The organism is Variovorax sp. SPNA7 (assembly GCF_033807855.1).
GTDB lineage: Bacteria > Pseudomonadota > Gammaproteobacteria > Burkholderiales > Burkholderiaceae_C > Variovorax > Variovorax beijingensis.
Map to the genome: position 1 here is coordinate 5184619 of NZ_CP138513.1, position 23569 is coordinate 5208187.

Here is a 23569-nt window from a genome sequence, read left to right on the forward strand (position 1 = left end):
GTCGGCGGGAGCGCGCCCTGAAGCGCGGTGACCGCATCGACTCGAATTGGGCAAAAGCGGTGCCACGTGCTACATCCGGAAAATGCCGAATTTCGGCTCGGGAATCGGCGCATTGCGCGATGCAGCCAAACCGAGTGCAAGCACCCGCCGCGTGTCCGCCGGATCGATGATGCCGTCGTCCCACAGCCGCGCCGTTGCATAGTACGGGTGGCCCTGGTCTTCGTACTGCTGGCGGATCGGCGCCTTGAAGGCCTCTTCCTCTTCCTTGCTCCAGCTGCCGCCCTTGAGCTCGATGCCGTCGCGCTTCACCGTGGCCAGCACGCTCGCGGCCTGCTCGCCGCCCATCACGCTGATGCGCGCGTTGGGCCACATCCAGAGGAAGCGCGGGCTGTAGGCGCGGCCGCACATGCCGTAGTTGCCGGCGCCGAAGCTGCCGCCGATGATGATGGTGAACTTGGGCACGTTGGCCGTGGCCACGGCCGTCACCATCTTGGCGCCGTGGCGCGCGATGCCTTCGTTCTCGTACTTGCGCCCGACCATGAAGCCGGTGATGTTCTGCAGGAACACCAGCGGGATCTTGCGGTGGCAGCACAGCTCGATGAAGTGCGCGCCCTTCTGCGCCGATTCACTGAACAGGATGCCGTTGTTGGCGATGATGCCCACCGGCATGCCCTCGATCTCGGCAAAGCCGCAGACCAGCGTGGCGCCGAAGCGGGCCTTGAACTCGTGGAACTCGCTGCCGTCGACGATGCGCGCGATGATCTCGCGCACGTCGAAGGGCTTGCGCGTGTCGGTCGGGATCACGCCGTAGAGCTCTTCGCGCGGGAACTCGGGTGGGCGCACCTCGGTCCTTGCAGTGTCCCGGGCCGAGGCCGCGTCCGCATTGAGGTTGGCCACGGCCGAACGTGCGAGCGCCAGCGCATGCAGGTCGTTCTGCGCCAGGTGGTCGACCACGCCCGAGAGCCGCGTGTGCACGTCGCCGCCGCCCAGGTCCTCGGCCGTGACGACCTCGCCCGTCGCAGCCTTCACGAGCGGAGGGCCGCCCAGGAAGATGGTGCCCTGGTTCTTCACGATGATCGACTCGTCGCTCATTGCCGGCACGTACGCGCCGCCCGCCGTGCACGAGCCCATGACCACCGCGATCTGCGCGATGCCCTGGGCGCTCATGTTGGCCTGGTTGTAGAAGATGCGGCCGAAGTGGTCGCGGTCGGGGAACACCTCGTCCTGGTTCGGCAGGTTGGCGCCGCCCGAATCGACCAGGTAGATGCAGGGCAGGCGGTTCTGCTCGGCGATCTCCTGCGCGCGCAGGTGCTTCTTGACCGTCATCGGGTAGTAGGTGCCGCCCTTCACCGTCGCGTCGTTGCAGACGATCATGCAGTCGACGCCGTTCACGCGGCCGATGCCCGCGATGAGGCCGGCGCCGGGCGCGGACTCGGCGCCCTTGGCATCGAGGTACATCGCATGCGCGGCCAGCGGTGCGATCTCGAGGAAGGGCGTGCCGGGGTCGAGCAGCTCGGCCACGCGGTCGCGCGGCAGCAGCTTGCCGCGGGCCGTGTGCTTGGCGCGCGCGGCCTCGCCGCCGCCCTGCTCCACCTTCGCGAACTGCTTGTGCAGGTCGTCGACCAGCGCGCGCATCGCTGCGGCATTGGCCTGGAAGTCGGCCGAGCGGGCGTTGAGTTTGGTTTCGATCTTGCTCATGCTGTCTTTTCTTGTTCGAGGCCGAGCTGCTCGGCCATCGCTTCGCGGATCTTGAATTTCTGGATCTTGCCCGTCACCGTCATCGGAAACTCGGTGACGAAGCGGATGTACTTCGGCACCTTGTAGTGCGCGATCTGCCCCTTGCAGAAATCGCGGATCTCGTCTTCGGTCGCGGCCTGGCCGGGCTTGACGATGATCCAGGCGCATAGCTCCTCGCCGTACTTCCTGTCGGGCAGGCCGACCACCTGCACGTCCTGCACCTTCGGGTGTCGGTACAGGAATTCCTCGATCTCGCGCGGATAGATGTTCTCGCCGCCGCGGATCACGAGGTCCTTGATGCGCCCGACGATGTTGACGTAGCCCTCGGCGTCCATGGTGGCCAGGTCGCCGGTGTGCATCCAGTGCTCGGCATCGATGGCTTCGCGGGTCCTGGGCTCGTCTTCCCAGTAGCCGTGCATCACCGAGTAGCCGCGCGTGCAGAACTCGCCGGAGCTGCCGCGCGGCACGATGGCGCCGGTCTCGGGGTCGATGATCTTGATCTCCAGGTGCGGCTGCACCGTGCCCACGGTGGACACGCGCTTGTCGAGCGGCGTGTCGGTGCTGCTCTGGCAGCTCACCGGGCTGGTCTCGGTCATGCCGTAGGCGATGGTGATCTCGCCCAGGTGCATCTCGTTCACCACGCGCTTCATCACCTCGGTCGGGCACGGCGAGCCGGCCATGATGCCGGTGCGCAGCGTGGACAGGTCGAACTCCTTGAAGCGCGGATGGTCGAGCTCGGCGATGAACATCGTGGGCACGCCATGCAGGCCCGTGCATTTCTCGGCCTGCACAGTCTCGAGCACGGTGAGTGGATCGAAGCCGTCGTTCGGATACACGATGGCCGAGCCATGCGTGAGGCAGGCGAGGTTGCCGAGCACCATGCCGAAGCAGTGGTAGAGCGGCACCGGAATGCACAGCCTGTCGGCGGGCGTGAGCTTCATGCATTCGCCGATGAAGAAGCCGTTGTTGAGGATGTTGCGGTGCGTCAGCGTCGCGCCCTTCGGAAAGCCCGTGGTGCCGCTGGTGAACTGGATGTTGATCGGGTCGGTGGCCTTGAGCGTCTTCTGCGTGGCGGCCACGCGCGGGTCGGCCGCATCGCCGCTTGCGAGCAGCTCGCTGAAGCGCTGCATGCCGGGCTCCTGCACATCGGCCGCGGCCTTGCCGTCGATCCAGAAGGTGTGGCGCAACTGCGGCAGGCGCTTGGGGCCCAGTTCGCGCAGCATGCCGAGGTAATCGCTGGTCTTGAACTGCGCCATCGTCACCAGCGCCTTGCAGCCGACCTTGTTGAGCGCGTATTCGAGCTCGGAGGTGCGGTAGGCCGGATTGATGTTGACGAGGATCAGCCCGGCCTTGGCGGTCGCAATCTGCATCAGCACCCAGGGCGCGTTGTTGTGCGACCAGATGCCCACGCGGTCGCCGGGTGCGAGGCCCAGCTTCAGCAATGCGCTGGCGAGGCGGTTCGATTCGGCCTGCAGTTCACGGTAGGTGAAGCGCTGTCCTTCATGGCGGCTCACCAGCGCCAGCGCATCGGGCTGGCGCGCCACCATTGCATCGAAGAAGTCGCCGATGGTCTGCTCGATCAGCGGAACGCGGGTATCGCCTTGGGCAAAACTCGATTGTGGAGACATGTTGCGTGTTCCCTGTTGCTATTCAGAAATCAGTCCACCGTGGCACCGGTGTCCTTCACCACGCGCGCCCACTTGGGCAGGTCGGCGCGCACCAGCGCGCCCAACTGGGCCGCGGTGCCCTTGAAGGGCTCGCAGCCCACGGCGGCAAGCTTGTCGGCCACGTCCTTCTGATCCAGCGCGCGAGCCACTTCGGCCTGCAACTGCGCCACGATGGGCGCGGGCGTGCCTGCAGGCGCAAACAACGCATACCACGGCGCTTCGCCAAAGCCCTTGAGCGTTTCACCGATGGTCGGCACATCCGGCAGTACGGCCACGCGTTTGGCGTTCACCACCCCCAGCACCTTGAGCCTGCCCGCCTTGATGAAGCCCATGACCGAAGGCAGGCTTTGCACCGACAGCGGCACCTGCCCGCCCACCACGTCGGTCGCCGCCGCTGCCGAGCCCTTGTAGGGCACATGCCGGAGCTGGATGCCTGCCTGTTTTTGCAGCATTTCGCCGATCAGGTGGTTGAGCGTGCCGTTGCCCGCCGAGGCAATGGTGTACTGGCCGGGGTGGGCCTTGGCCTGCGCGATCAGTTCCGCCACGTTGTTGGCGGGAAAGGAGGGGTTGGCCACCAGCACATAGCCCGCCGTGGCGACAGGCGCGATGGGCTCGAAGTCCTTGACCGCATCGAACCCGGGATTCTTGTAGAGCGCGGGGCCGACCACGTGGGCGCTGTCTGCCGTGAGCAGCAGCGTGTAGCCGTCATGCTTGGCGCGCGCCAGCGCCGCCGTGGCCACCGTGCCACCCGCACCAGGACGGTTGTCCACGATCACGCTCTGGCCCATTTGCTCCGACAGGCGCTGCGCAACCACGCGCGCAATGGCGTCGTTCGCACCGCCGGCGGTTTGAGGGACGACGAGGGTGATGGGTTTGGATGGGTATTTGTCCTGGGCGAAAGCGGTAGCGCACAACGTGGCGGCCACAGCCAGCGCGGCGTGGCGGCGGGTCAAGGTCATGGGTTGTCTCCTTATATTTTTTGAAAGTTCGGCTGGCCGCTTTCAGGAAGTCTCGGCAAACAGCTCGCGCCCGATCAGCATGCGGCGGATCTCGCTCGTGCCCGCACCGATCTCGTACAGCTTGGCATCGCGCCAAAGCCGCTCGACCGGAAAGTCCTTCGTGTAGCCCACGCCGCCCAGCGCCTGGATCGCCTCGCCGGCCATCCACGTCGCCTTCTCGGCCGAATAGAGAATGGCGCCGGCCGCGTCCTTGCGGAAAGTGCGCGCATGGTCGTTGCGGTCGCAGGCCTTGCCCACGGCGTACACGTAGGCGCGCGTGGCCTGCCAGGTCGAGTACATGTCGGCGAGCTTGCCCTGCATCAGCTGGAATTCGCCGATGCTCTGGCCGAACTGCTTGCGCTCGTGGATGAAGGGCAGCACCGCGTCCATGCAGGCCGCCATGATGCCGAGTGGCCCGCCCGAGAGCACCGCGCGTTCGTAGTCGAGACCGCTCATCAGCACCTTGGCGCCCATGCCTTCGCCGCCGAGCACGTTCTCTTCGGGAACTTCGCAGTTGTCGAAGAACAGCGGGTAGGTGTTGGAGCCGCGCATGCCGAGCTTGTCGAGCTTGGTGCCGGCCGAGAAGCCCTTGAAGCCCTTTTCGACGATGAAGGCCGTCATGCCGCGCGCGCCCATCTCGGGTTCGGTCTTGGCGTAGATCACGAGCGTGTCGGCATCGCCGCCGTTGGTGATCCACATCTTGCCGCCGTTGAGCACGTAGTAGCCGTTCTTCTTCTCGGCCTTGAGCTTCATGCTCACGACGTCGGAGCCGGCGTTGGGCTCGCTCATGGCCAGTGCGCCGACATGCTCGCCGCTCACCAGCTTGGGCAGGTATTTCTTCTTCTGCGCATCGCTGCCGTTGCGGTGGATCTGGTTCACGCACAGGTTGGAGTGCGCGCCGTACGAAAGGCCGACCGACGCCGAGGCACGCGACACCTCTTCCATCGCCACGATGTGGGCGAGGTAGCCCAGCTCGGTGCCGCCGAATTCTTCCTTCACCGTCATGCCGTGCAGGCCGAGCTCGCCGAGCTTCTGCCACAGGTCGTGCGGGAACAGGTTGTCGCGGTCGATGTCGGCGGCGCGCGGGGCGATCTCGTTCGCCGCAAAGTCCTGGATCGCGCTGCGCAGCGAATCGATGGTCTCGCCCAGGTCGAAGTTCAGGCCGGGATCGTGCATGTGTGTTGTCTCCTCTGAAGGGTCGGCGCGCAGGCAGGCTATCCCACGCGGATGGGCGCTTGGAAGAATGCAGCTTACGCCTCGCTGCGCCGCAATTGGCGCCACAATGGTTGCAAATTGCGCCACGCCGGAACCACCTGACCATGTCGTCCCCGTCCTTCCTCCGACCCGCCCGCGCCGTCACGCCGATGGCCTTCGTGAGAGCCATCGTGCAGGGCTACGAGCGCTACGGCATCGATCCGTCCGCGGCGCTGCAAGCGGCACAGATCACGCCGCGCGAGCTGGCCCGGCCGGGCGCGCGGGTGACGGCCGCGCAGTTCGAGGCGCTGTCGGGCCATGCGATGCAGGAGCTGGACGACGAGGCGCTCGGCTGGTTCTCGCGGCGGCTGCCCTGGGGCAGCTACGGCATGCTGTGCCGCGCCTCGCTGACCTCGCCCGACCTGGGCGTGGCCATCAAGCGCTGGTGCCGCCATCACCGCCTGCTGACCGAGGACATCACGCTGGCGCTGGAGGTGTCGGGCGGCGTGGCCACGCTGCGCATCGCCGAGCACCGCCCGCTGGACGAGGCGTTCCGCGAGTTCTGCCTGGTGACGAGCCTGCGCTTCTTGCACGGGTACGTCTGCTGGGCCATCGACTCGCGCATCTCGCTGCGCGACGCGACCTTTCCCTTTGCAGCGCCGCCGCACCGCGACGCCTATCCGCTGATGTTCACGCCCGAGGTGCGCTTCGATGCGCCCGAGGCGAGCATCAGCTTCGACGAGCGCTACCTCGCCCTGCCGCTGCAGCGCGACGAGCGTGCGCTGCGCACGATGCTCAAGCGGGCGCTGCCGCTCACGGTGCTGCAGTACCGGCGCGACCGCCTGCTGGGCCAGCGCGTGCGCGAGCTGCTGCGTTCGCGCGCCGCCGAGGCCACGACGGCGGAGGCGCTGGCCACGCTGCTCAACGTGTCGAGCCGCACGCTGCACCGGCAGCTGCACGAGGAGGGCACGTCGCTGCAGACGCTGAAGAACGAAGTGCGCCACGAGATGGCAGTGGAGCAGCTGCGCCGCACCAACCGGCCGATCAAGCAGGTGGCGCTGGCGGTGGGCTTTCGCAACGAGAAGAGCTTTTCGCGTGCGTTCCTGCAGTGGACGGGGCATGCGCCGCGGGACTTTCGGCTGCGGGGGTTGTAGCGGGATTCTGATTTGTGCTCTATTGGCGCCGTCGTTCGGGGCGCGTGCACAGGCCACCGGGTACTCCCCTCCGCGAATGTCCCCCGCCTTCGGCTCCTCCTTTATTTCGCTGCGGGGAGCACCCGATGCCCTGTGCACCTGGGCACGCTCTGGGTGTACCGCTGATCAACGACTGCTCTGAATCACGCTCCCGCCGATGGGGTGCCTTGCGCAGCGAAATCAAGGAGGAGGCCGCAGGCCGGGGGACATTCGCGGAGCAAGGTACCCCGTCGGCGGGAGCGCGCCCTGAACCAGCGGCATCCCGAACAAGGCACCAACTCAGCCCGGCTGCGCAATCAGCGCCAGCGCATCGGCGATGGACTGGCTGTCTTCGGGACGCACCAGCTTCGCGACCTGCTGGCCGTCGCGCATGAACACCAGCGTGGGCCACAGCCGCACGTTGAAGGAGCGGCCCAGCGGTCGTCCGCTGCCGTCCTCGACCTTGATGCGCGGGATGTCCGGGTACTTGGCAAAGGCCTCGGCGATATTAGGTTGGGCGGCCTTGCAGATGCCGCACCAGTTGGTGCCGAACTCGACCACCGCCGGGCCCTTCAGGGCATCGATCTCGGCGCGGTCGGGCTGCTCGGTCTTGTATTCGGAAGTCATGGGATCCGGCTCCTTGTGGACTGGCTTGCTTGATGCCATTGCAGCAGAAACACCGCGGGCTTGCTGGCGGCAGGGGCTTGGTTTTTCCAGGCCTGCTTTTCAGGCCGGCTGCAGGCCGTGCGAAGCGAGCAGCGCGGGCAGTTCCCGCATGTCGCTGAACACCCGCAGCGCGCCGACGCTGCGCAGCGCCTCGGGGCCGCTATGGCCAGATTCGCCGGTGCTGTAGCCGAACACCGTGGCGCCCGCGGCGACGCCGGCCATCGCGCCCGTGACGGTGTCCTCGACCACCGCGCAGCGCTTCGGGTCGACGCCCAGCGCCTCGGCGGCGGCCAGATAAACGTCGGGGTAGGGCTTGGAGCGCGGCATCTCGTGGCCGCTGAAGATGCGGCCCTCGAAGCACTCGAGCAGGCCGACCTTCGCCAGTTGCAGTTCGACCTTGTGGCGGTCGGCGCCCGAGGCGCAGGCGATGCGGCCCCGGAGCCGCGCATGGACTTCGCGGATGGCCGCGGGAGCGTGCGCAATGGCCACGAGGTCGCGCTCGAGGGCTTCGTTGCGGCGGGCCCTGAAGGCCTTGAGCCAGTCTTCGGTGATCCTGACGCCGGTCTTCGATTCGATGAGCGCGGTTTCGTCCTTCACGGCCTTGCCGGTGAAGGTGTTCATCGACTCTTCGGTGGTGAGGTGCCAGCCGAGTTCGCCGAGCATCTCGGCGAGCACGCGGTTGGTGATGGGTTCTGAATCGACGAGGACGCCGTCGCAGTCGAAAAGGACGGCGTCGAAGGGGAAAGGGGTCATTGCGCTGAGGGGTTCGGGGGAATTCCCCCATGGTAGCAATGACCCCGGCCTGGCTCAGGACACCGGCTGGATCGGGATATAGATCTCGCCGCCGCCGGCCATGAACTCCCTGGACTTCTGCGCCATTCCTTCGGCCATGGCTTCCGCCTCGGCCACGCCCTTCTTCGCCGCGTACTCGCGCACTTCCTGCGTGATCTTCATCGAGCAGAACTTCGGTCCGCACATCGAGCAGAAGTGCGCCACCTTGCTCGAATCCTTGGGCAGCGTCTCGTCGTGGAATTCGCGCGCCGTGTCGGGGTCCAGGCCCAGGTTGAACTGGTCCTGCCAGCGGAATTCGAAGCGCGCCTTGCTGAGCGCATCGTCGCGCGAGCGCGCGCCCGGATGTCCCTTGGCCACGTCGGCCGCGTGCGCGGCGATCTTGTAGGCAATGATTCCCTGCTTGACGTCGTCGCGGTCGGGCAGCCCGAGGTGTTCCTTGGGCGTCACGTAGCAGAGCATCGCTGTGCCGGCCCAGCCGATCATCGCGGCGCCGATGGCGCTCGATATGTGGTCGTAGCCCGGCGCGATGTCGATGGTCAGCGGGCCGAGCGTGTAGAACGGCGCCTCGTGGCAGTGCTTGAGCTGCTCGTCCATGTTGGCCTGGATCATGTGCATCGGCACGTGGCCCGGCCCTTCGATCATGGTCTGCACGTCGTGCTTCCACGCGATCTGCGTGAGCTCGCCCAGCGTGCGCAGCTCGGCGAACTGCGCTTCGTCGTTGGCATCCGCGCCCGAGCCCGGGCGCAGGCCGTCGCCGAGCGAGAAGCTCACGTCGTAGGCCTTCATGATGTCGCAGATGTCCTCGAAGCGCTCGTACAGGAAGCTCTCCTTGTGGTGCGCGATGCACCACTTGGCCATGATCGAGCCGCCGCGCGAGACGATGCCCGTCATGCGGTCGGCCGTCAGGTGGATGAACGGCAGCCGCACGCCGGCGTGGATGGTGAAGTAGTCGATGCCCTGCTCGGCCTGCTCGATCAGCGTGTCGCGGAAGATCTCCCAGGTCAGGTCCTCGGCCACGCCGCCCACCTTCTCGAGCGCCTGGTAGATCGGCACGGTGCCGATGGGCACGGGACTGTTGCGCACGATCCAATCGCGCGTGGTGTGGATGTTCTTGCCGGTGGACAGGTCCATCACGTTGTCGGCGCCCCAGCGGATCGCCCACACGAGCTTTTCCACTTCTTCCTCGATGCTCGAGGTGACGGCCGAGTTGCCGATGTTGGCGTTGATCTTGACCTTGAAGTTGCGGCCGATGGCCATCGGCTCGACTTCGGGGTGGTTGATGTTGGCCGGGATGATGGCGCGGCCGCGCGCCACCTCGTCGCGCACGAACTCGGGCGTGATGATGCGCGGAATGCTCGCGCCCATGGGGTTGCCGGCCACGCGCTTGGCGCGCTCCTCGTTGGCGAGGTACTCGGCCATCCACTCGCGCTTGCCGTTCTCGCGCAGCGCCACGTATTCCATCTCGGGCGTGACGATGCCGCGGCGCGCGTAGTGCATCTGCGTGACATTGGCGCCCGCCTTGGCACGGCGCGGCGTGCGCTGCAGCGCCGAGGCGCCGGCGCGCAGTTCGGCCAGGCGCTGGGCATCGTGGTCGTGGGCGTGCTTCAGGCCCTCGTCGAGCGCCTGGTGCGAGCGGCCTTCGTAGCTTTCGGTGTCGTTGCGCTCGGCGATCCAGGCGCCGCGCACGCCCGGCAGGCCGCGGCGCACGTCGATCTCGACTTTGGCATCGGTGTAGGGACCCGAGGTGTCGTAGAGCGACACGGTCTCGCCATTGGTCAGCAGCACGTCGCGCACCGGCACGTTCAGGTCGGGCCGGCTGCCCGGGATCAGGCACTTGTGCGATGCGGGAAAGGGCTCGCGCGTGAGCGAGAGCAGGGAGGTGAACTTGTCGGGGGCATTCATGCGGGGCACTCCTTGTTGAGGGAAAGGGTGCTCCGCAATCGCTCTGAGGACTTCGGGCCGCCACGTCGGATGGGTGGGTGGCGGGACCGGAGTCGGGGAGTGCAGCTCTTCTTACGCCGGTATGACCCGGATCAAGTTCGCGGGTCGGCACTTTGCCATCTCAGCACGCCACATGCGTGCACCCCGGAGCGGGGACTATTGTGCGGGCCGTGGCCCGGTGCGTCAACCGGGGGTCTGCAGATCGCCTTCGAGGTAGAACCAGCGGTCGCCCTCGCGCACGAAGCGGCTGCGCTCGTGCAGGCGCGTGGCGGCGCCGGTGCTGCTGCGCTGGCGGGCGACGAATTCGACCTCGGCATGGTCGGCGTCGAGCACCGAGCGCGAGCGGATGTCCAGCCCCAGCCACTTCACGCCGGGTTCGAACTCGATCGACGCCGGCCGCGTGGACGCATGCCAGGTGGCGAGCAGGTAAGGGCCGCGCTCCAGCACGAAGGCGGTATAGCGCGAACGCATCAGAGATTCGGCGTCGGGCGCGGGCGTGCCCTCGAAGTCCTCGAGGTAGCGGCCGCAGCACAGGGCATAGCCGATGGGCTTGTCTCGGCGGTCCGTGCGGCCGCAGGGGCAAGGTCCGGTGGTGGGAACAGTGGCGCTCATGAAGGCCTCTATTGGAACATCCTCCGGGCCCTTCGCCGGATGGGGCAAGCCCGGGGCCGTGCGGGGGACTGCCGGCGACGGGCCGATCGGGGCATGAATCACGCGGCCTCCTACTGGAACATCACCCACTCGGGCCGCATGTTGAAGCGCACCGGGAGAATGCTCACGCCCAGCCCACTGGTCACGTACACGCGCTGGTCCTTGTGCGCGATCCAGCCATGGGCCCACTCGCGCGGCGCGCGCCCCGGCACCACCAGTGCGCCGTAGCCCGGCACGCTGATCTGCCCGCCGTGCGTGTGCGCGGCCACCACCAGCCCCCGGGTGGGCGGCATGGCCGCAAAGCTGAAGGGATCGTGCATCATGACCAGCGTGGCGACGCCCTTCGGCACGCCGGCCAGTGCCTTGTCCGGCTGCGAATGGCCGGTCGAGTCGTCGCCGATGCCGACCACCCAGATCTCATGGTCCGGCAGGCGCATCGAGGCGTTCTCCAGCACGCGGATTCCCTCAGCGGACAAGGCGCGCGCCGTGCGCTCGCCGTCGTGCCACCAGTCATGATTGCCGAGCACCGCGTACACGCCCTGCGGCGCTTTCAGGCGGCCCAGCACGGCAGCCATTTCTTCGATGGACAGGTCTTCGTCATCGCCCGAGCCCGCAAGAAAGTCGCCGGGCAGCAGGATCACATCGGGCTGTGCAGCATTGATCTGGTCGACGATGCGTGCGGCGCGCTCCACACTGGTAATGCGCCACGCCGAGCGCGTGCTGAGATGCCAATCGGCCGCCATGGCCACCTTGAGGCCGGCGGGCGCCTGCCATTGCGCCGAACCCAAGGGCTCGACGCGTGCCGCGACCCAGCGCGGCTCGATGGCAACTGTCCAGACGGCCAGCGCCAGCAGCAGGACCGCCGCGGCGACCCGGAGCACCGGCGGCCGGCGTCGCATGCCGGCACTCAAGCCAGCGCGCGTTGAATGAGCAGTTTCTGGATGTCGGACGTGCCCTCATAGATCTGGCACACCCGCACGTCGCGGTAGATGCGCTCGAGCGGAAAGTCGTTCACGTAGCCGTAGCCGCCCAGCGTCTGGATCGCGGCGCTGCAGACGCGCTCGGCCATCTCGCTCGCGAACAGCTTTGCCATCGCCGCTTCCTTGAGGCACGGGCGGCCGGCGTCGCGCAGGCTGGCGGCGTGCCAGATCAGCTGGCGCGCGGCTTCGAGCTGCGTGGCGCATTCGGCCAGCCTGAAACCGACGGCCTGCTGATCGAAGATCGCCCCACCGAAGGCCTGGCGCTCCTTGGCATAGGCCAGGGCCACGTCGAAGGCGCTGCGCGCCATGCCCACGCTCTGCGCGGCAATGCCGATGCGGCCGCCCTCGAGCGCGCCGAGCGCGATCTTGTAGCCCTCGCCCTCGGCGCCGATGAGGTTTTCCGCCGGGATGCGGCAGCCGTCGAAATTGATCTGCGCGGTGTCGCTGCTGTGCTGGCCCAGCTTGTCCTCGAGCCGCGCCACGCTGTAGCCCGGCGCGTCGGTGGGCACGATGAAGGCGCTCATGCCGCGCTTGCCGGCGCCCCTGTCGGTCACCGCGATGACGATCGCGACCTGGCCGTTCTTGCCGCTGGTGATGAACTGCTTCACGCCGTCGATCAGGTAGCCATCGCCGTCCTTGCGCGCCGTGGTGCGCAGGCTCGATGCGTCACTGCCGGCCTGCGGTTCGGTGAGGCAGAAGGCGCCGAGCATCCGGCCCTGCGCCAGCGGTTCGAGCCACTGCTTCTTCTGCTGCGCATTGCCGTAGCGCATGAGGATGGCGTTGACCGGGCAGTTGGTCACGCTGATGGCGGTGCTGGTGCCGCCGTCGCCGGCCGCAATCTCCTCGAGCACCAGCGCGAGCGTGAGGTAGTCGAGCCCCGCGCCGCCATGCTCCTCGGGCACGCAGATGCCGTAGGCGCCGAGTGCCGCAAGGCCCTGGTGCGCTTCTTTCGGAAAGCTATGTTCACGGTCCCACTTCGGGGCGTTGGGCCAGAGTTCGGCCTGCGAAAAATCGCGCACCGCGTCGCGGATGGCTTCCTGGTCGGCACTGAGCAGCATGGCGTGTCTCCTGTATTTTTTCTTGCTTACTTGCCGGCGCCCAGGTCCATGATGAGCCGCGCCGCCATGTACAGCCGCCTTGGAATCGCGCTGATGTCGACGTACTCGGCCTTGTCGCTGTGGTAGCCGAAGCCCGGCAGGCCCAGGCTCTCGATCACGGGCTTGCCCGAGAGCGCCGCGTAGGCCGCGTCGGTGCCGCCGCCGGTGCGCTCTTCCACGCCCAGCGTGCCGCCGGCTTCCTTGTAGTAGGCCACGGCCTTGTCGACCAGCTTCTTGCCGCCTTCGCCGGCATTGAAGGCCGGACGGCCGCGCGTGACCACCACCTTGACATCGGATTCGGGCAGCTTCTTCTGCTGCGCCTTTTCTTCGAGCGTCTTCATGGCGGCCTCGAAGTCCTCGTTCTGCGCATAGCGCACGTCGGCGTTCAGCGTGGCGCTGGCCGGAATGATGTTCGACACGTTGCCGGCCTTGGCCATGGTCCAGTTGAAGCGCAGGTGCCTGGCCTTGTCGTCGATGCTCATGGTGCGCAGCACGAGGTCCGAGGCCTCGACCAGCGCGTTCACGCCCAGGTCGGGCGCGGCGCCCGCATGCGAGGCCTTGCCGGTGATGTTGACCTGCACGTAGGCAATGCCCGAAGTGCCGAGCGAAAGCTTCTCGTCGCCCGCGCTCGTGGGTTCGAACGAGAGCACGTAGTCGGCCTGTTTGGCTTCTTCCTGGATCAGGTCGCGCGAGCCGAAGGAGCCTTTTTCCTCGTCGGTGTTGAACAGCACGGTGATGGTGCCGTAGTCGCGCACGCCGTAGTCCTTGAGCAGCTTCAGCGTGTGCAGGATGACGGCGTTGCCGCCCTTGTCGTCGGCAATGCCGGGGCCGTAGGCCTTGTTGCCTTCGATGCGGAACGGCGCCTTGGCGAGCGTGCCCTTGAGGTACACGGTGTCCATGTGCGACATCAGCAGCAGGTTCTTGCCGCCCCGGCCCTTGAGCTTGCCGACGATGTTGTCGCCCACCACGAGCCCGGCGGACTTGCTGCGCGTGACGGTGAAGCCGAGATTCTTGAGCTCGCCCTCGAGGTAGTTCCCCGCGGCCGCAATGCCCTCGGCATCGCCCGTGCCGGTTTCGATGTTGACCAGCTGCTCCAGCGTCTTGAGCACCGCGGGCTGCGCATCGGTGGCGGCCTGGAACAGCACGTTGTCGCGCTTCTGCGCCCAGCCGGCGGCTGGCGCCAGGAAAGCCAGGGTAGCCAACGCAGCCACGGTGTTGCGAAGAATGGCCGAATACATGAACAAGGTCTCCAGATGTGCACGAAGCTGGCATTCTAGGCATCGTCCTGGCCGCCTGCGATGACCTCAGCCTCTGCTCAAGTCAACACATGCCTGCAAGGAAAACCGCGAGTTCTCGAGTTGGTTTGCCAGATGCATCAGCTCCTCGGAATCGTTGCGCTGCGCCTCGACGCGCAGAAGCCTCAGCATGTTCTGCGGCCCATCCGTCAAGCGCGACTGAGCATCGATCGACAACCAACAATACAACCTTGTGAGATCGGCAGGGTCGGTCGACCATCGCTGTTGAAAATGCGATACCAGCCCATCTACGTCATGAGCGTATCCACTCCGACGAGCCGTCAGTTCCAAGGCCAGACCGCGCTTTGCATCTTTGGTCGCCCCATCGATACCCAGGATCAGACGGCGTCCTAACTGCAGCTGGCACTCCGGGTGCCCGCGCTCGGCACCCCGGAGCAACCATTTCCTTGCCACTTCGGAATGCTGGGCGGACCAACGCGAATTCTTGACTTGACTGACAAGCACTGTCATCAGACACATTGCACCGGTGTCGCCTCGCTCCGCGAGGGCCAGCAACCGATTCATCGGCTTCTCAAGAGGGTAGACGAAGCGGCCATCAGGTTGAAGCACCTGCAGGGCGATGTGCGCTAACTCGAGCCCCTCGTCGGCCAGTTGCCTCCATCGCCGTTCGCGTTGACCAATGTCAGCCTCGGTCGGATAGGTACGGCTGAGGCGATTCCATTGGGACAACTCGCTGAACAGTTCGCGCTCGTATTCGGCCCGCCGTTCGGCGCTCAACAACTCGGCACGTCGAGTGTCGAACGCGCGCAAATCGCCGCGAGGAAAGTATTCGCGCGTCGACTCGTACACCAGCATGGCGCACGCGGCAAAAAAAAGGACTCCTGCGAGCAGCGCGGGCCACGCTGGCGAACGACGTTCACGCATTGCCATTCAGCGGGTCGCCACAGCGATTTCGACTTCAGCGGGACATGACTGACTCGGGTGCCGCCATCCGATGGTCGATCTTTCCCTGGAATCGCGGGCCAGTTCATACCCGTGATCGTAGAAATCGGCTTCACCCGGTACAGGCAGTCGAGTTTGAACGCGGCTGCCGATCAAACGTTGTGTGCGCGCGGAATCCGTGTCACAGAATCGACGGCCGGAAACCTGCAATTGGAGCCGGCATACAGTGCTCGTGCCGGCTCGAAATTTCCAATAATTCCCAAAAACAGGCTGGCTTCGTGCATTCACGGCAACAGGGGAATTGTTGCCGCCATTCTTGCTTAATCTTTCTTGATCAATATGAACGGAAAGGTATTTCTCAATACTTCCAGGATCGCACAGAACAACTGCCCCTTCGCGACCCAATGCCGTCAGCTTCAAGAGCAGATCGTCAGCATCGGCAATCTCGAGATCGGTAGGCGATTTAGGTAGCGCAGCAATCAACATCAGGATTGCCGCCACAAACAAAGAAGATATTTTAAAAACATCGACAAATCGATGCAATAACTTCCGCGAGACCACCCAATAGCGCGCGGCTTGCGCCCGCACTGCCCCTCTCTCTATGCTCATTCTTTTCCCTGAATTCTTCCTGTTCGACATCCGCCATGCGGTGGCGATTACCGGCGGCAGGATGGTATCAGGGAATCAGAAAGAGAGAAGCAATTTCATACCCTCTTGATACTTAACAAATATTATTGATAAGTAAATAGAAATGAATGTAAAACAAATGTTGAATTTACATTAATTCGAGTGCCACGGCGGTGCCTTCGCCCCCGCCGATGCACAGCGTGGCCACGCCGCGCTTCTTGCCGCGCGCCTTCAGCGCATGGATCAGCGTGACCATGATGCGCGCGCCGCTGGCGCCGATCGGGTGGCCCAGCGCGCAGGCGCCGCCGTTCACATTGACGATCTCGTGCGACACGTCGAGCTCGTGCATCAGCGCCATCGGCACCACCGCGAAGGCCTCGTTCACTTCCCACAGGTCCACGTCCTTGACGGTCCAGCCGGTCTTCTTGAACAGCTTGGCCACGGCGCCGACCGGGGCAGTGGAGAACCACTCGGGCTGCTGCGCGTGCGTGGCATGGCCGACGATGCGGGCGATGGGCTTGGCGCCGATCTTCTTCGCGTGCGACTCGGTCATCATCACCAGCGCAGCGGCACCGTCGTTGATCGACGAGCTCGATGCGGCGGTGATGGTGCCGTTCTCCTTCTTGAACGCGGGCTTGAGCGTTGCGATCTTGTCGAGCTTGACCTTGCCCGGGCCTTCGTCGATGGAAACGACGGTGTCGCCGCCGCGGCCCTTCACCGTGACGGGCGTGATCTCTTCCTTGAACGCGCCGGATTCGGTGGCGGCCTTGGCGCGCTGCACGCTGGCGATGGCGAAGGCGTCCTGCTGCTCGCGCGTGAACTTGTACTTGGCGGCGCAGTCTTCGCCGAAGGTGCCCATCGAGCGGCCCGGCTGGTAGGCGTCTTCCAGGCCGTCGAGCATCATGTGGTCGAAGATGCGGTCGTGGCCCATGCGGTAGCCGCCGCGGCCCTTGAGCATGAGGTAGGGCGCGTTGGTCATGCTTTCCATGCCGCCCGCCACCATCACCTCGTGCGTGCCGGCCAAGAGCAGGTCGTGCGCGAGCATCGCGGCCTTCATGGCCGAGCCGCACATTTTGCTGAGCGTGACCGCGCCCGCGCTGTCGGGCAGGCCGCCCTTGTAGGCCGCCTGGCGCGCCGGCGCCTGGCCCTGGCCGGCCATCAGGCAGTTGCCGAACAGCACTTCGCCCACGCTGTCGGGTGCAATGCCCGCGCGCTCGACGGCGGCCTTGATGGCGGCGCCGCCGAGGTCGTGCGCGGCAAGGGAAGAGAAGTCGCCCTGGAAGCTCCCCATGGGGGTGCGGGCGGCGCCGACGATGACGATGGATTCAGGCATGGTGGTCTCCTTCGGGAAGTGGAAAGAAAGAAAGCGGTCGTCGCCGACCGGGGCTCAATCAGAAATGGGTCGCATGGCCCTCGTGCGGAAAGCGCTGCGACTCTTCGTACGGGAACACGTCGAGCATCTGCCCGGCCCGGATGCGTTCCTTGTGGTGCTGCCAGAAGGCAGCGTCGAGCAGGTCGGCATGGTGCGCCATGAAGGCTTCGCGCACCGCATCGTTGCCGAGCAGGAAAGGGCCGAAGGTTTCCGGGAACACGTCCTTCGGGCCCACCGAATACCAGACCTCGCCGCTCATCTCGTCTTCCTCGTTGCGTGCCGCGGGCACCTTGCGGAACTGGCAGTCGGTGATGTATTCGATCTCGTCGTAGTCGTAGAACACCACCTTGCCGCCGCGCGTGACGCCGAAGTTCTTCCACAGCATGTCGCCCGGAAAGATGTTGGCCGCCACCATGTCCTTGATGGCGTTGCCGTACTCGACCACCGCATGCTCGAGCTGCTCCTTCGCGCGCTTGGCATGCGCCGGGCTTTCGGGGTTGGCCAGCGTGTCGAAGGCCTCCTGCAGGAAGATGTTGAGCGGGATCATGCGGCGCTCGATGTAGACGTGCTTGAGCACGAGCTCCATCTCCCCGTTGCCGTCGCGGTCGCCGATCTCGAGCTGGCTGGGCGCGAACTTGCGGATCTCCTCGATCAGCTCGGGCTCGAAGCGGTCGAGCGGAAAACCCACGTCGCTGTATTCCAGCGTGTCGGCCATGCGGCCCACGCGGTCGTGCTGCTTCACGAGCATGTACTTGCCCTTGATCTGCTCGCGCGTGGTGTCCTTCTGCGGCGGATAGAAGTCCTTGATGACCTTGAACACGAACGGAAACGAGGGCAGGTCGAACACCAGCATGACCATGCCCTTGATACCGGGCGCAATGCGGAAGCGGTCGCTCGAGTAGTTCAGGTGCGAGAGGAAGTCGCGGTAGAACAGCGTCTTGCCCTGCTTGGCGAGGCCCAGCGCGTTGTAGATTTCGGCGCGCGGCTTGCGCGGCATGAGCGAGCGCAGGAACTGCACGCAGGCCGAGGGCACTTCCATGTCGACCATGAAGTAGGCGCGCGCAAAGCTGAAGAGCATCTGCAGGTCGTCCTCGCCGAAGAGCGCCGCGTCCACGTAGAACTTGCCATGGCTGTCGTGCAGGATCGGCAGCGAGAACGGGAGCTCGACGAAGCCGTTCATGATCTTGCCGACCACGTAGGCGCCCTTGTTGCGGTAGAACAGCCCCGAGAGCACCTGCAGCTGAAAGTTGGCGCGCAGCTTCACCTGGTGGAAGCGCCCCATGATGGCGTGCGCCACGCGCTCGGCATCGCGCCGCTTGTTGGCAAAGCCGCCCTGCAGGCCGTAGTCGTCCAGCATCTGCTCGATGGTGTCGGCCAGCGTATCGTGCGACGGGTAGTAGGGCCTGTACGTCGGCGCGCCGCGCGGCTCGATGTACTCGGTGCTGATGGCCGGGCGAACGAAGATGAAGTCGTTCTGGAAGTAGGCCCGGTGCAGGATCTTCGTGGTCACCGAATTGAAGAAGCTCTCGGCCAGCTCGGGCTGGTGGTGGTCCACCAGCAGCCCGATGAAGTGCAGCTTGACCTGGTGCCACACCTCCATCGGCTGGTCGCCGGCCTTGAACTCTTTCTCGAGCCGGGCCACGGCCTCGTTCACGCGCATGTCGTAGAACTCGATGCGCTCGCGCTGCGCGCGCTGCTGGCCGTGCCAGTCGGCCGTTTCGAAGCGGTGCTTGGCGCGCGCCGACTCGGCGCGGAACAGCGTGTAGTGGCGATTGAACCCGTCGATCATCGCCTTGGCGATGTCGTAGGCCAGCGGTGAATCGAGACGCTGCGGGAACATGGGTTCAGCCGGTTTTCGTTTCGCTGCTTTCCCCGGTCTGGACGACCGGGACGGCTTCGGCGGTTTCGGTTCCGTCGGCACCGGCCTGGGCTGACGGCGAGATGCTCAGCGGCTTGCTCCACTTGTAGCGGATGCGTTGCACCGCGGCCTTGTAGACCGCGTCGAGCGGCTTGGCGCCGTCGACGTCGAGGCCCAGGTCCTGCAGCAGGCCGTCGTGCACGCCGAAGGTCCAGCCGTGGATCTTGACCTTCTGGCCGCGGCCCCAGGCATCGACCATGACGGTGCTGACGGCCACGTTGACCACCTGCTCGGCCACATTGAGCTCGCACAGCGCATCGACGCGCACGTCTTCGGGCAGGGTGTCGAGCATCACGGCGTGGCGGTCGCGCACATCCTGGATGTGGCGGATCCAGTTGTCGGCCAGGCCGATGCGCTTGCCGCTGAGCGCCGCCTTCACGCCGGCGCAGCCGTAGTGGCCCACCACCATGATGTGCTCGACCTTCAGGTGCTCGACCGCGAACTGGATCGCCGAGAGCGCGTTGAGGTCGGAGTGCACCACGATGTTGGCGACGTTGCGGTGCACGAACACCTCGCCCGGCTCCAGGCCGGTGATCTGGTTGGCGGGCACGCGGCTGTCGGAACAGCCGATCCACATGTAGCGCGGCGTCTGCTGCTTCACCAGGCTGGTGAAGAAGCCGGGCCGGTCGCGTTCCATCTGTGCGGACCAGGCACGGTTGTGGGCAAACAGGTCATCAAGATTGTCGGACATGGGCGTGATTGTCGATGAGTCGTGGTTCGGTCGGGATCTCAGGCGGTCCTGGCGGCTTTCTGCGCCCTGGCCAGGGCCGCGCGGCCCTTTTTCTCGTGCTCGCGCACTTCCGCCAGGTTGGCCTGCAGCTCGGCCAGCTGCGATTCGAGCTGGGCGCGGTGCGCACCCAGCACGCCCAGGAATTTCTGCAGCTGCGGCACGGTGTCGCGCGGGCTGTCGTACATGTCGAGGATGTCCCTGGCCTCGGTCAGGCTCAGGCCCAGGCGCTTGGCACGCAGCGTGAGCGTGAGCCGCGCCCGGTCGCGCGCGCTGTAGACACGCTGCACGCCGGCGCGCTCGGGCGTGAGCAGCCCCATGTCTTCGTAGAAGCGGATGGCGCGCGTCGTGAGGTCGAATTCCTTCGCGAGCTGGCTGATGGTGAAGGTTTGCGCGGACATGGACCGATATCTGTCAAAAAAGCCGTCTGGAGGGGCGTTGCGGCGGCGACAGCAGGATGGCCCCGCCCTGCCTACAATGATGCCCTCAACCCATGACGTTTACGTAAACGTCAATCTTACATGAACCTCCTCGAACGCGAACTCCACTACCCCCTGGGCGACACCCTGCCCGCCCCCGGCGAAGCACTGGAAGTCGCGCCGGGCGTGCGATGGATCCGCATGCGGCTGCCGTTCGCGCTCGACCACATCAACCTCTGGCTGCTGCGCGACAACCTCGACGGCGTCGAGGGCTGGACGGTGGTCGACTGCTGCATCGCGCACGACGAAGCGCGCGCCCAGTGGGAGCAGGTGTTCGAAACGCAGCTGCAGGGCCTGCCGATCCTGCGCGTGATCGTCACCCACATGCACCCCGACCACATCGGCCTGGCCGAGTGGCTGTGCACGCGCTGGAACGCGCCGCTGTGGATCAGCTCGACCGACTACCACGTGGCGCGCGTGCTGAGCACCGCCGGCGACACGCTGGCGGGCGGCGACGCGGCGGCGAGCTTCTTCGCCTCGCACGGCCTCGTCGACCCCGAGGCGGTGGCCAAGATCCGCGCCCGCACCAACTACTACGCCAACATGGTGCCCTCCGTGCCCGACCGCTTCACGCGCATGATGGACGGCGACACCGTGGCCATCAACGGCCACGCCTGGCGCTGCATCAGCGGCTATGGCCATGCGCCCGAGCACATCGCGCTCTACTGCGACGATCTCAAGCTGCTGCTCGGCGGCGACATGATGCTGCCGCGCATCTCGACCAACGTGAGCGTGCATGCGGGCGAGCCCGAAGCCAATTCGCTGCGGCTCTTCCTGGACAGCATCGACAAGTTCAAGGCGCTGTCGGCCGACACGCTGGGCCTGCCCTCGCACGGCAAGCCGTTCACGGGCATTCACCGCCGCGTCGACCAGCTGCAGGAGCACCACCGCGACCGCCTGGCCGAACTGCTCGAAGCCTGCACCGCGCGCCCGCTCACGGCGGCCGAGGGCCTGCCGATCCTGTTCAAGCGCGAACTCGATCTGCACCAGATGACCTTCGCCATGGGCGAGACCGTGGCCCACCTGCACCTGCTGTGGTTCGCAGGCCAGGTCCGGCGCGAACTGGGCGAGGACGGCATCTACCGCTTCGGACCCCGCAGCGCCACGGCCCCGGCACTTTAGACTCGGCGGATGGACACGCTGGCTGAGCTGCGCGCGGGCCGGCTGGCAGGCGCAACACGAATCGACCTCTCGTGCGGACTCACCGAGTTTCCGCGCGAGATCTTCGACCTGGCCGATTCGCTCGAGACCCTGAACCTCTCCGGCAATGCGCTCGACGCGCTGCCCGCCGACCTGGGCCGGCTGCATCGCCTGCGCGTGCTGTTCTGTTCCGACAACCGCTTCACGCAGCTGCCCGAATCCATCGGCCGGTGCCAGGCGCTGGAGATGGTCGGATTCAAGGCCAACCGCATCCGCACCGTGCCTGCCGCCGCACTGCAGCTGCCGACGCTGCGCTGGCTGATCCTGACGGACAACCAGATCGAGACCCTGCCCGAGGCGCTGGGCCAGTGCACCGCCATGCAGAAGCTCATGCTCGCCGGCAACCGGCTGCGTGCGCTGCCCGAATCGCTGGCGGCCTGCGGCCGGCTCGAGCTGCTGCGCATTTCGGCCAACAACTTCGAGGCGCTGCCCGCATGGCTGCTTGCGCTGCCGCGCCTGTCGTGGCTCGCGGGGGCCGGCAATCCCTTCGACATGCAGGCCGAGGAAGCAGCCATCGCTGCGCAGTCGGTGCCGCATGTCGACTGGTGCGATCTGAGGCTTGGCCCAAAGCTCGGCGAAGGGGCATCGGGCGTCATCCACCAGGCGGCGCTGGGCCCCGCGTCGCAGCCGGTGGCCGTCAAGCTGTTCAAGGGTGCGGTCACCAGCGACGGCTGGCCGCACAGCGAGATGGCCGCCAGCATCGCGGCCGGCGCGCATCCGACGCTGATTGCCGCGCAAAGCCGGATCGACGGGCATCCCGACGGCATCGAAGGCCTGGTCATGGCGCTGGTGGATCCTTCCTTCCGCACGCTCGCGGGCCCACCGAACCTGACGTCGTGCACGCGCGACGTCTATGCGGCCGATGCGCAGTGGACCTCCGGCGTGGCATTGCGCATTGCCCACGACATCGCGTCCGCCATGCAGCACCTGCATGCGCGCGGCATCCTGCACGGCGACCTCTACGCGCACAACATCCTCTGGAACGCGCAGGGCGGCGGACTGCTCGGCGACTTCGGCGCGGCCTGGATGACGGGTGCGCTCGACGCGATGCAAGCCCGGGCGCTGCAGCGGCTGGAGATGCGCGCCTTCGGCTGCCTGCTGGAAGAACTGCTCGAGCGCTGCAACGATGCGCCGCCGCAGGCCATGGTTGCGCTGAAGGACCGCTGCATGCAGGCCGACGTGTCCGCGCGGCCCTCGTTCGCCGAGGCCTTGGCGCTGCTCCAGGGCGAGCTCTCGCGATGACAGGCCAGCGCCTGCCCCTGCCCACGCGCGACGGCGTCGGCCCGAGCTGCATCGGCCTTCCGCAAGGTACATGGCCCACCATCGCCGAGTTCCTGATCGAACGCTTTCCAGCGATCACGCCCGAAGCCTGGATGGCCCGCATGGAGGCCCGCGACGTGGTCGACGAGCACGGCGTGCCCGTGACCGCGCAGCGCCGCTACCAGGCGCCATTGCGCGTGTACTACTACCGCACGCTCGATGCCGAGGTGCGCATTCCCTTCGACGAGCAGGTGCTGTTCCAGGACGACCAGCTCGTGGTGGCGGACAAGCCCCCGTTCCTGCCCGTGACCCCCACCGGCAAGTACCTGCAGGAAAGCCTGCTGGTGCGGCTCAAGCGCAAGCTGAAGCTCGACGACCTGGTGCCGCTGCACCGCATCGACCGCAGCACGGCAGGGCTGGTGCTCTTTTCAGTGCGTCCCGAAACGCGCGGCGCCTACCAGGCCATGTTCCCCGAGCGCCGCATCGACAAGCACTACGAGGCCGTGGTGCCGTGGCGGCCGGGCGTGTCGTCGGTGCCCGGCACCTACCGCAGCCGGCTGGTCGACGACGACCACTTCATGCGCGTGAAGGAAGAGGCCGGCGAGCCGAATTCGGAAACGCGCATCGCGCTGCGGGAGACGGCGGGTGGGCACGCCCTGCTGGAGCTTTCGCCGGTCACCGGCCGCAAGCACCAGCTGCGGGTGCACTGCATGGCGCTGGGCATGCCGATCGTCAACGATCCGTTCTACCCTACGCTGCTGCCGCCCGACAGCGACGACTTCGACAGGCCATTGCAGCTGCTGGCCAAGTCGGTGGCGTTCCAGGACCCGGTGAGCGGCGAGCTGCGCAGCTTCACGAGCCCGCGCAGCCTGGCACTGCCGCCAAGGTGACGC

Annotated in this window: 21 protein-coding genes and 1 riboswitch; of the genes, 4 read left to right on the forward strand and 17 right to left on the reverse strand. The window is 66.3% G+C overall.

The genetic code is table 11. The features are described 5' to 3' along the window. Positions 1 to 69: 69 nt before the first annotated feature. From RZE77_RS24270 to RZE77_RS24285, 4 genes are read right to left on the reverse strand one after another with little or no spacing between them, the layout of a single operon-like run. Complete coding sequence (locus RZE77_RS24270; protein ID WP_319439620.1) at positions 70 to 1698, reverse strand: carboxyl transferase domain-containing protein; 1629 nt, start codon at positions 1696 to 1698, stop codon at positions 70 to 72. Beyond that, the gene (locus tag RZE77_RS24275; protein ID WP_319439621.1) at positions 1695 to 3365 is read right to left on the reverse strand and encodes an AMP-binding protein; all 1671 of its coding nucleotides are present in this window, start codon (positions 3363 to 3365) and stop codon (positions 1695 to 1697) included. Before RZE77_RS24275 ends, RZE77_RS24270 begins: the two co-directional genes overlap by 4 nt. 29 nt (positions 3366 to 3394) lie before the next feature. Further along, the gene (locus tag RZE77_RS24280) at positions 3395 to 4363 is read right to left on the reverse strand and encodes a Bug family tripartite tricarboxylate transporter substrate binding protein (RefSeq protein ID WP_319439622.1); all 969 of its coding nucleotides are present in this window, start codon (positions 4361 to 4363) and stop codon (positions 3395 to 3397) included. A 42-nt stretch (positions 4364 to 4405) separates the two neighbouring features. Next, positions 4406 to 5578, reverse strand: a complete 1173-nt coding sequence (locus RZE77_RS24285) for an isovaleryl-CoA dehydrogenase (RefSeq protein WP_319439623.1) — start codon at positions 5576 to 5578, stop codon at positions 4406 to 4408. Positions 5579 to 5721: 143 nt separating this feature from the next. On the opposite strand from RZE77_RS24285, the gene RZE77_RS24290 reads away from it, so the two are divergent. Then, the gene (locus tag RZE77_RS24290) at positions 5722 to 6750 is read left to right on the forward strand and encodes an AraC family transcriptional regulator (protein WP_319427827.1); all 1029 of its coding nucleotides are present in this window, start codon (positions 5722 to 5724) and stop codon (positions 6748 to 6750) included. A gap of 318 nt (positions 6751 to 7068) precedes the next feature. On the opposite strand, the gene RZE77_RS24295 is transcribed toward RZE77_RS24290, so the two are convergent. From RZE77_RS24295 to RZE77_RS24355, 13 genes are all read right to left on the reverse strand, one after another. Then, positions 7069 to 7395, reverse strand: coding sequence for a thioredoxin family protein (locus RZE77_RS24295; protein WP_027730156.1), 327 nt, complete (start codon positions 7393 to 7395; stop codon positions 7069 to 7071). A 99-nt stretch (positions 7396 to 7494) separates the two neighbouring features. Next, positions 7495 to 8187 carry an HAD family hydrolase gene (locus RZE77_RS24300; RefSeq protein WP_319439624.1) on the reverse strand — a complete coding sequence of 231 codons (693 nt, stop codon included), beginning with the start codon at positions 8185 to 8187 and terminating at the stop codon, positions 7495 to 7497. Between the two features lie 54 nt (positions 8188 to 8241). Next, the gene (gene thiC / locus RZE77_RS24305; RefSeq protein ID WP_319439625.1) at positions 8242 to 10128 is read right to left on the reverse strand and encodes a phosphomethylpyrimidine synthase ThiC; all 1887 of its coding nucleotides are present in this window, start codon (positions 10126 to 10128) and stop codon (positions 8242 to 8244) included. Positions 10129 to 10219: 91 nt separating this feature from the next. Beyond that, positions 10220 to 10324, reverse strand: a riboswitch (TPP riboswitch). A gap of 26 nt (positions 10325 to 10350) precedes the next feature. Then, complete coding sequence (locus RZE77_RS24310; protein ID WP_319439626.1) at positions 10351 to 10779, reverse strand: YchJ family protein; 429 nt, start codon at positions 10777 to 10779, stop codon at positions 10351 to 10353. 110 nt (positions 10780 to 10889) lie between these two features. After that, positions 10890 to 11717 (reverse strand): metallophosphoesterase, encoded by an 828-nt coding sequence (locus RZE77_RS24315; protein ID WP_319439627.1) that lies wholly within the window; start codon positions 11715 to 11717, stop codon positions 10890 to 10892. A gap of 8 nt (positions 11718 to 11725) precedes the next feature. Next, positions 11726 to 12856, reverse strand: coding sequence for an acyl-CoA dehydrogenase family protein (locus RZE77_RS24320; RefSeq protein WP_319439628.1), 1131 nt, complete (start codon positions 12854 to 12856; stop codon positions 11726 to 11728). Between the two features lie 26 nt (positions 12857 to 12882). Further along, the gene (locus RZE77_RS24325) at positions 12883 to 14133 is read right to left on the reverse strand and encodes a glutamate carboxypeptidase (protein ID WP_319439629.1); all 1251 of its coding nucleotides are present in this window, start codon (positions 14131 to 14133) and stop codon (positions 12883 to 12885) included. 66 nt (positions 14134 to 14199) lie between these two features. Next, positions 14200 to 15081, reverse strand: a complete 882-nt coding sequence (locus RZE77_RS24330) for an SEL1-like repeat protein (protein ID WP_319439630.1) — start codon at positions 15079 to 15081, stop codon at positions 14200 to 14202. After that, a complete protein-coding gene (locus tag RZE77_RS24335; protein ID WP_319439631.1) occupies positions 15082 to 15702 on the reverse strand; it encodes a hypothetical protein in 621 nt (206 codons plus the stop codon). 166 nt (positions 15703 to 15868) lie between these two features. Beyond that, the gene (locus RZE77_RS24340) at positions 15869 to 17053 is read right to left on the reverse strand and encodes an acetyl-CoA C-acyltransferase (protein WP_319439632.1); all 1185 of its coding nucleotides are present in this window, start codon (positions 17051 to 17053) and stop codon (positions 15869 to 15871) included. Positions 17054 to 17111: 58 nt separating this feature from the next. Continuing rightward, a complete protein-coding gene (aceK, locus tag RZE77_RS24345; protein WP_319439633.1) occupies positions 17112 to 18932 on the reverse strand; it encodes a bifunctional isocitrate dehydrogenase kinase/phosphatase in 1821 nt (606 codons plus the stop codon). A 4-nt stretch (positions 18933 to 18936) separates the two neighbouring features. Next, on the reverse strand, positions 18937 to 19701 hold the full coding sequence (can, locus tag RZE77_RS24350; RefSeq protein WP_319427836.1) for a carbonate dehydratase: 765 nt from the start codon (positions 19699 to 19701) through the stop codon (positions 18937 to 18939). Positions 19702 to 19739: 38 nt separating this feature from the next. After that, positions 19740 to 20138, reverse strand: a complete 399-nt coding sequence (locus RZE77_RS24355) for a MerR family transcriptional regulator (protein ID WP_319439634.1) — start codon at positions 20136 to 20138, stop codon at positions 19740 to 19742. 120 nt (positions 20139 to 20258) lie between these two features. Between RZE77_RS24355 and RZE77_RS24360 the strand changes: the two genes are divergently transcribed. The 3 genes from RZE77_RS24360 to RZE77_RS24370 are packed head-to-tail and all read left to right on the forward strand — an operon-like array spanning position 20259 to position 23566. Beyond that, positions 20259 to 21338 (forward strand): MBL fold metallo-hydrolase, encoded by a 1080-nt coding sequence (locus RZE77_RS24360; protein WP_319439635.1) that lies wholly within the window; start codon positions 20259 to 20261, stop codon positions 21336 to 21338. Between the two features lie 9 nt (positions 21339 to 21347). Further along, on the forward strand, positions 21348 to 22658 hold the full coding sequence (locus RZE77_RS24365) for a leucine-rich repeat-containing protein kinase family protein (RefSeq protein WP_319439636.1): 1311 nt from the start codon (positions 21348 to 21350) through the stop codon (positions 22656 to 22658). Further along, positions 22655 to 23566: a pseudouridine synthase gene (locus tag RZE77_RS24370; RefSeq protein ID WP_319439637.1), complete on the forward strand. Its 912-nt coding sequence runs from the start codon at positions 22655 to 22657 to the stop codon at positions 23564 to 23566. The genes RZE77_RS24365 and RZE77_RS24370 overlap by 4 nt, the downstream gene beginning before the upstream one ends. Positions 23567 to 23569 lie beyond the last annotated feature (3 nt).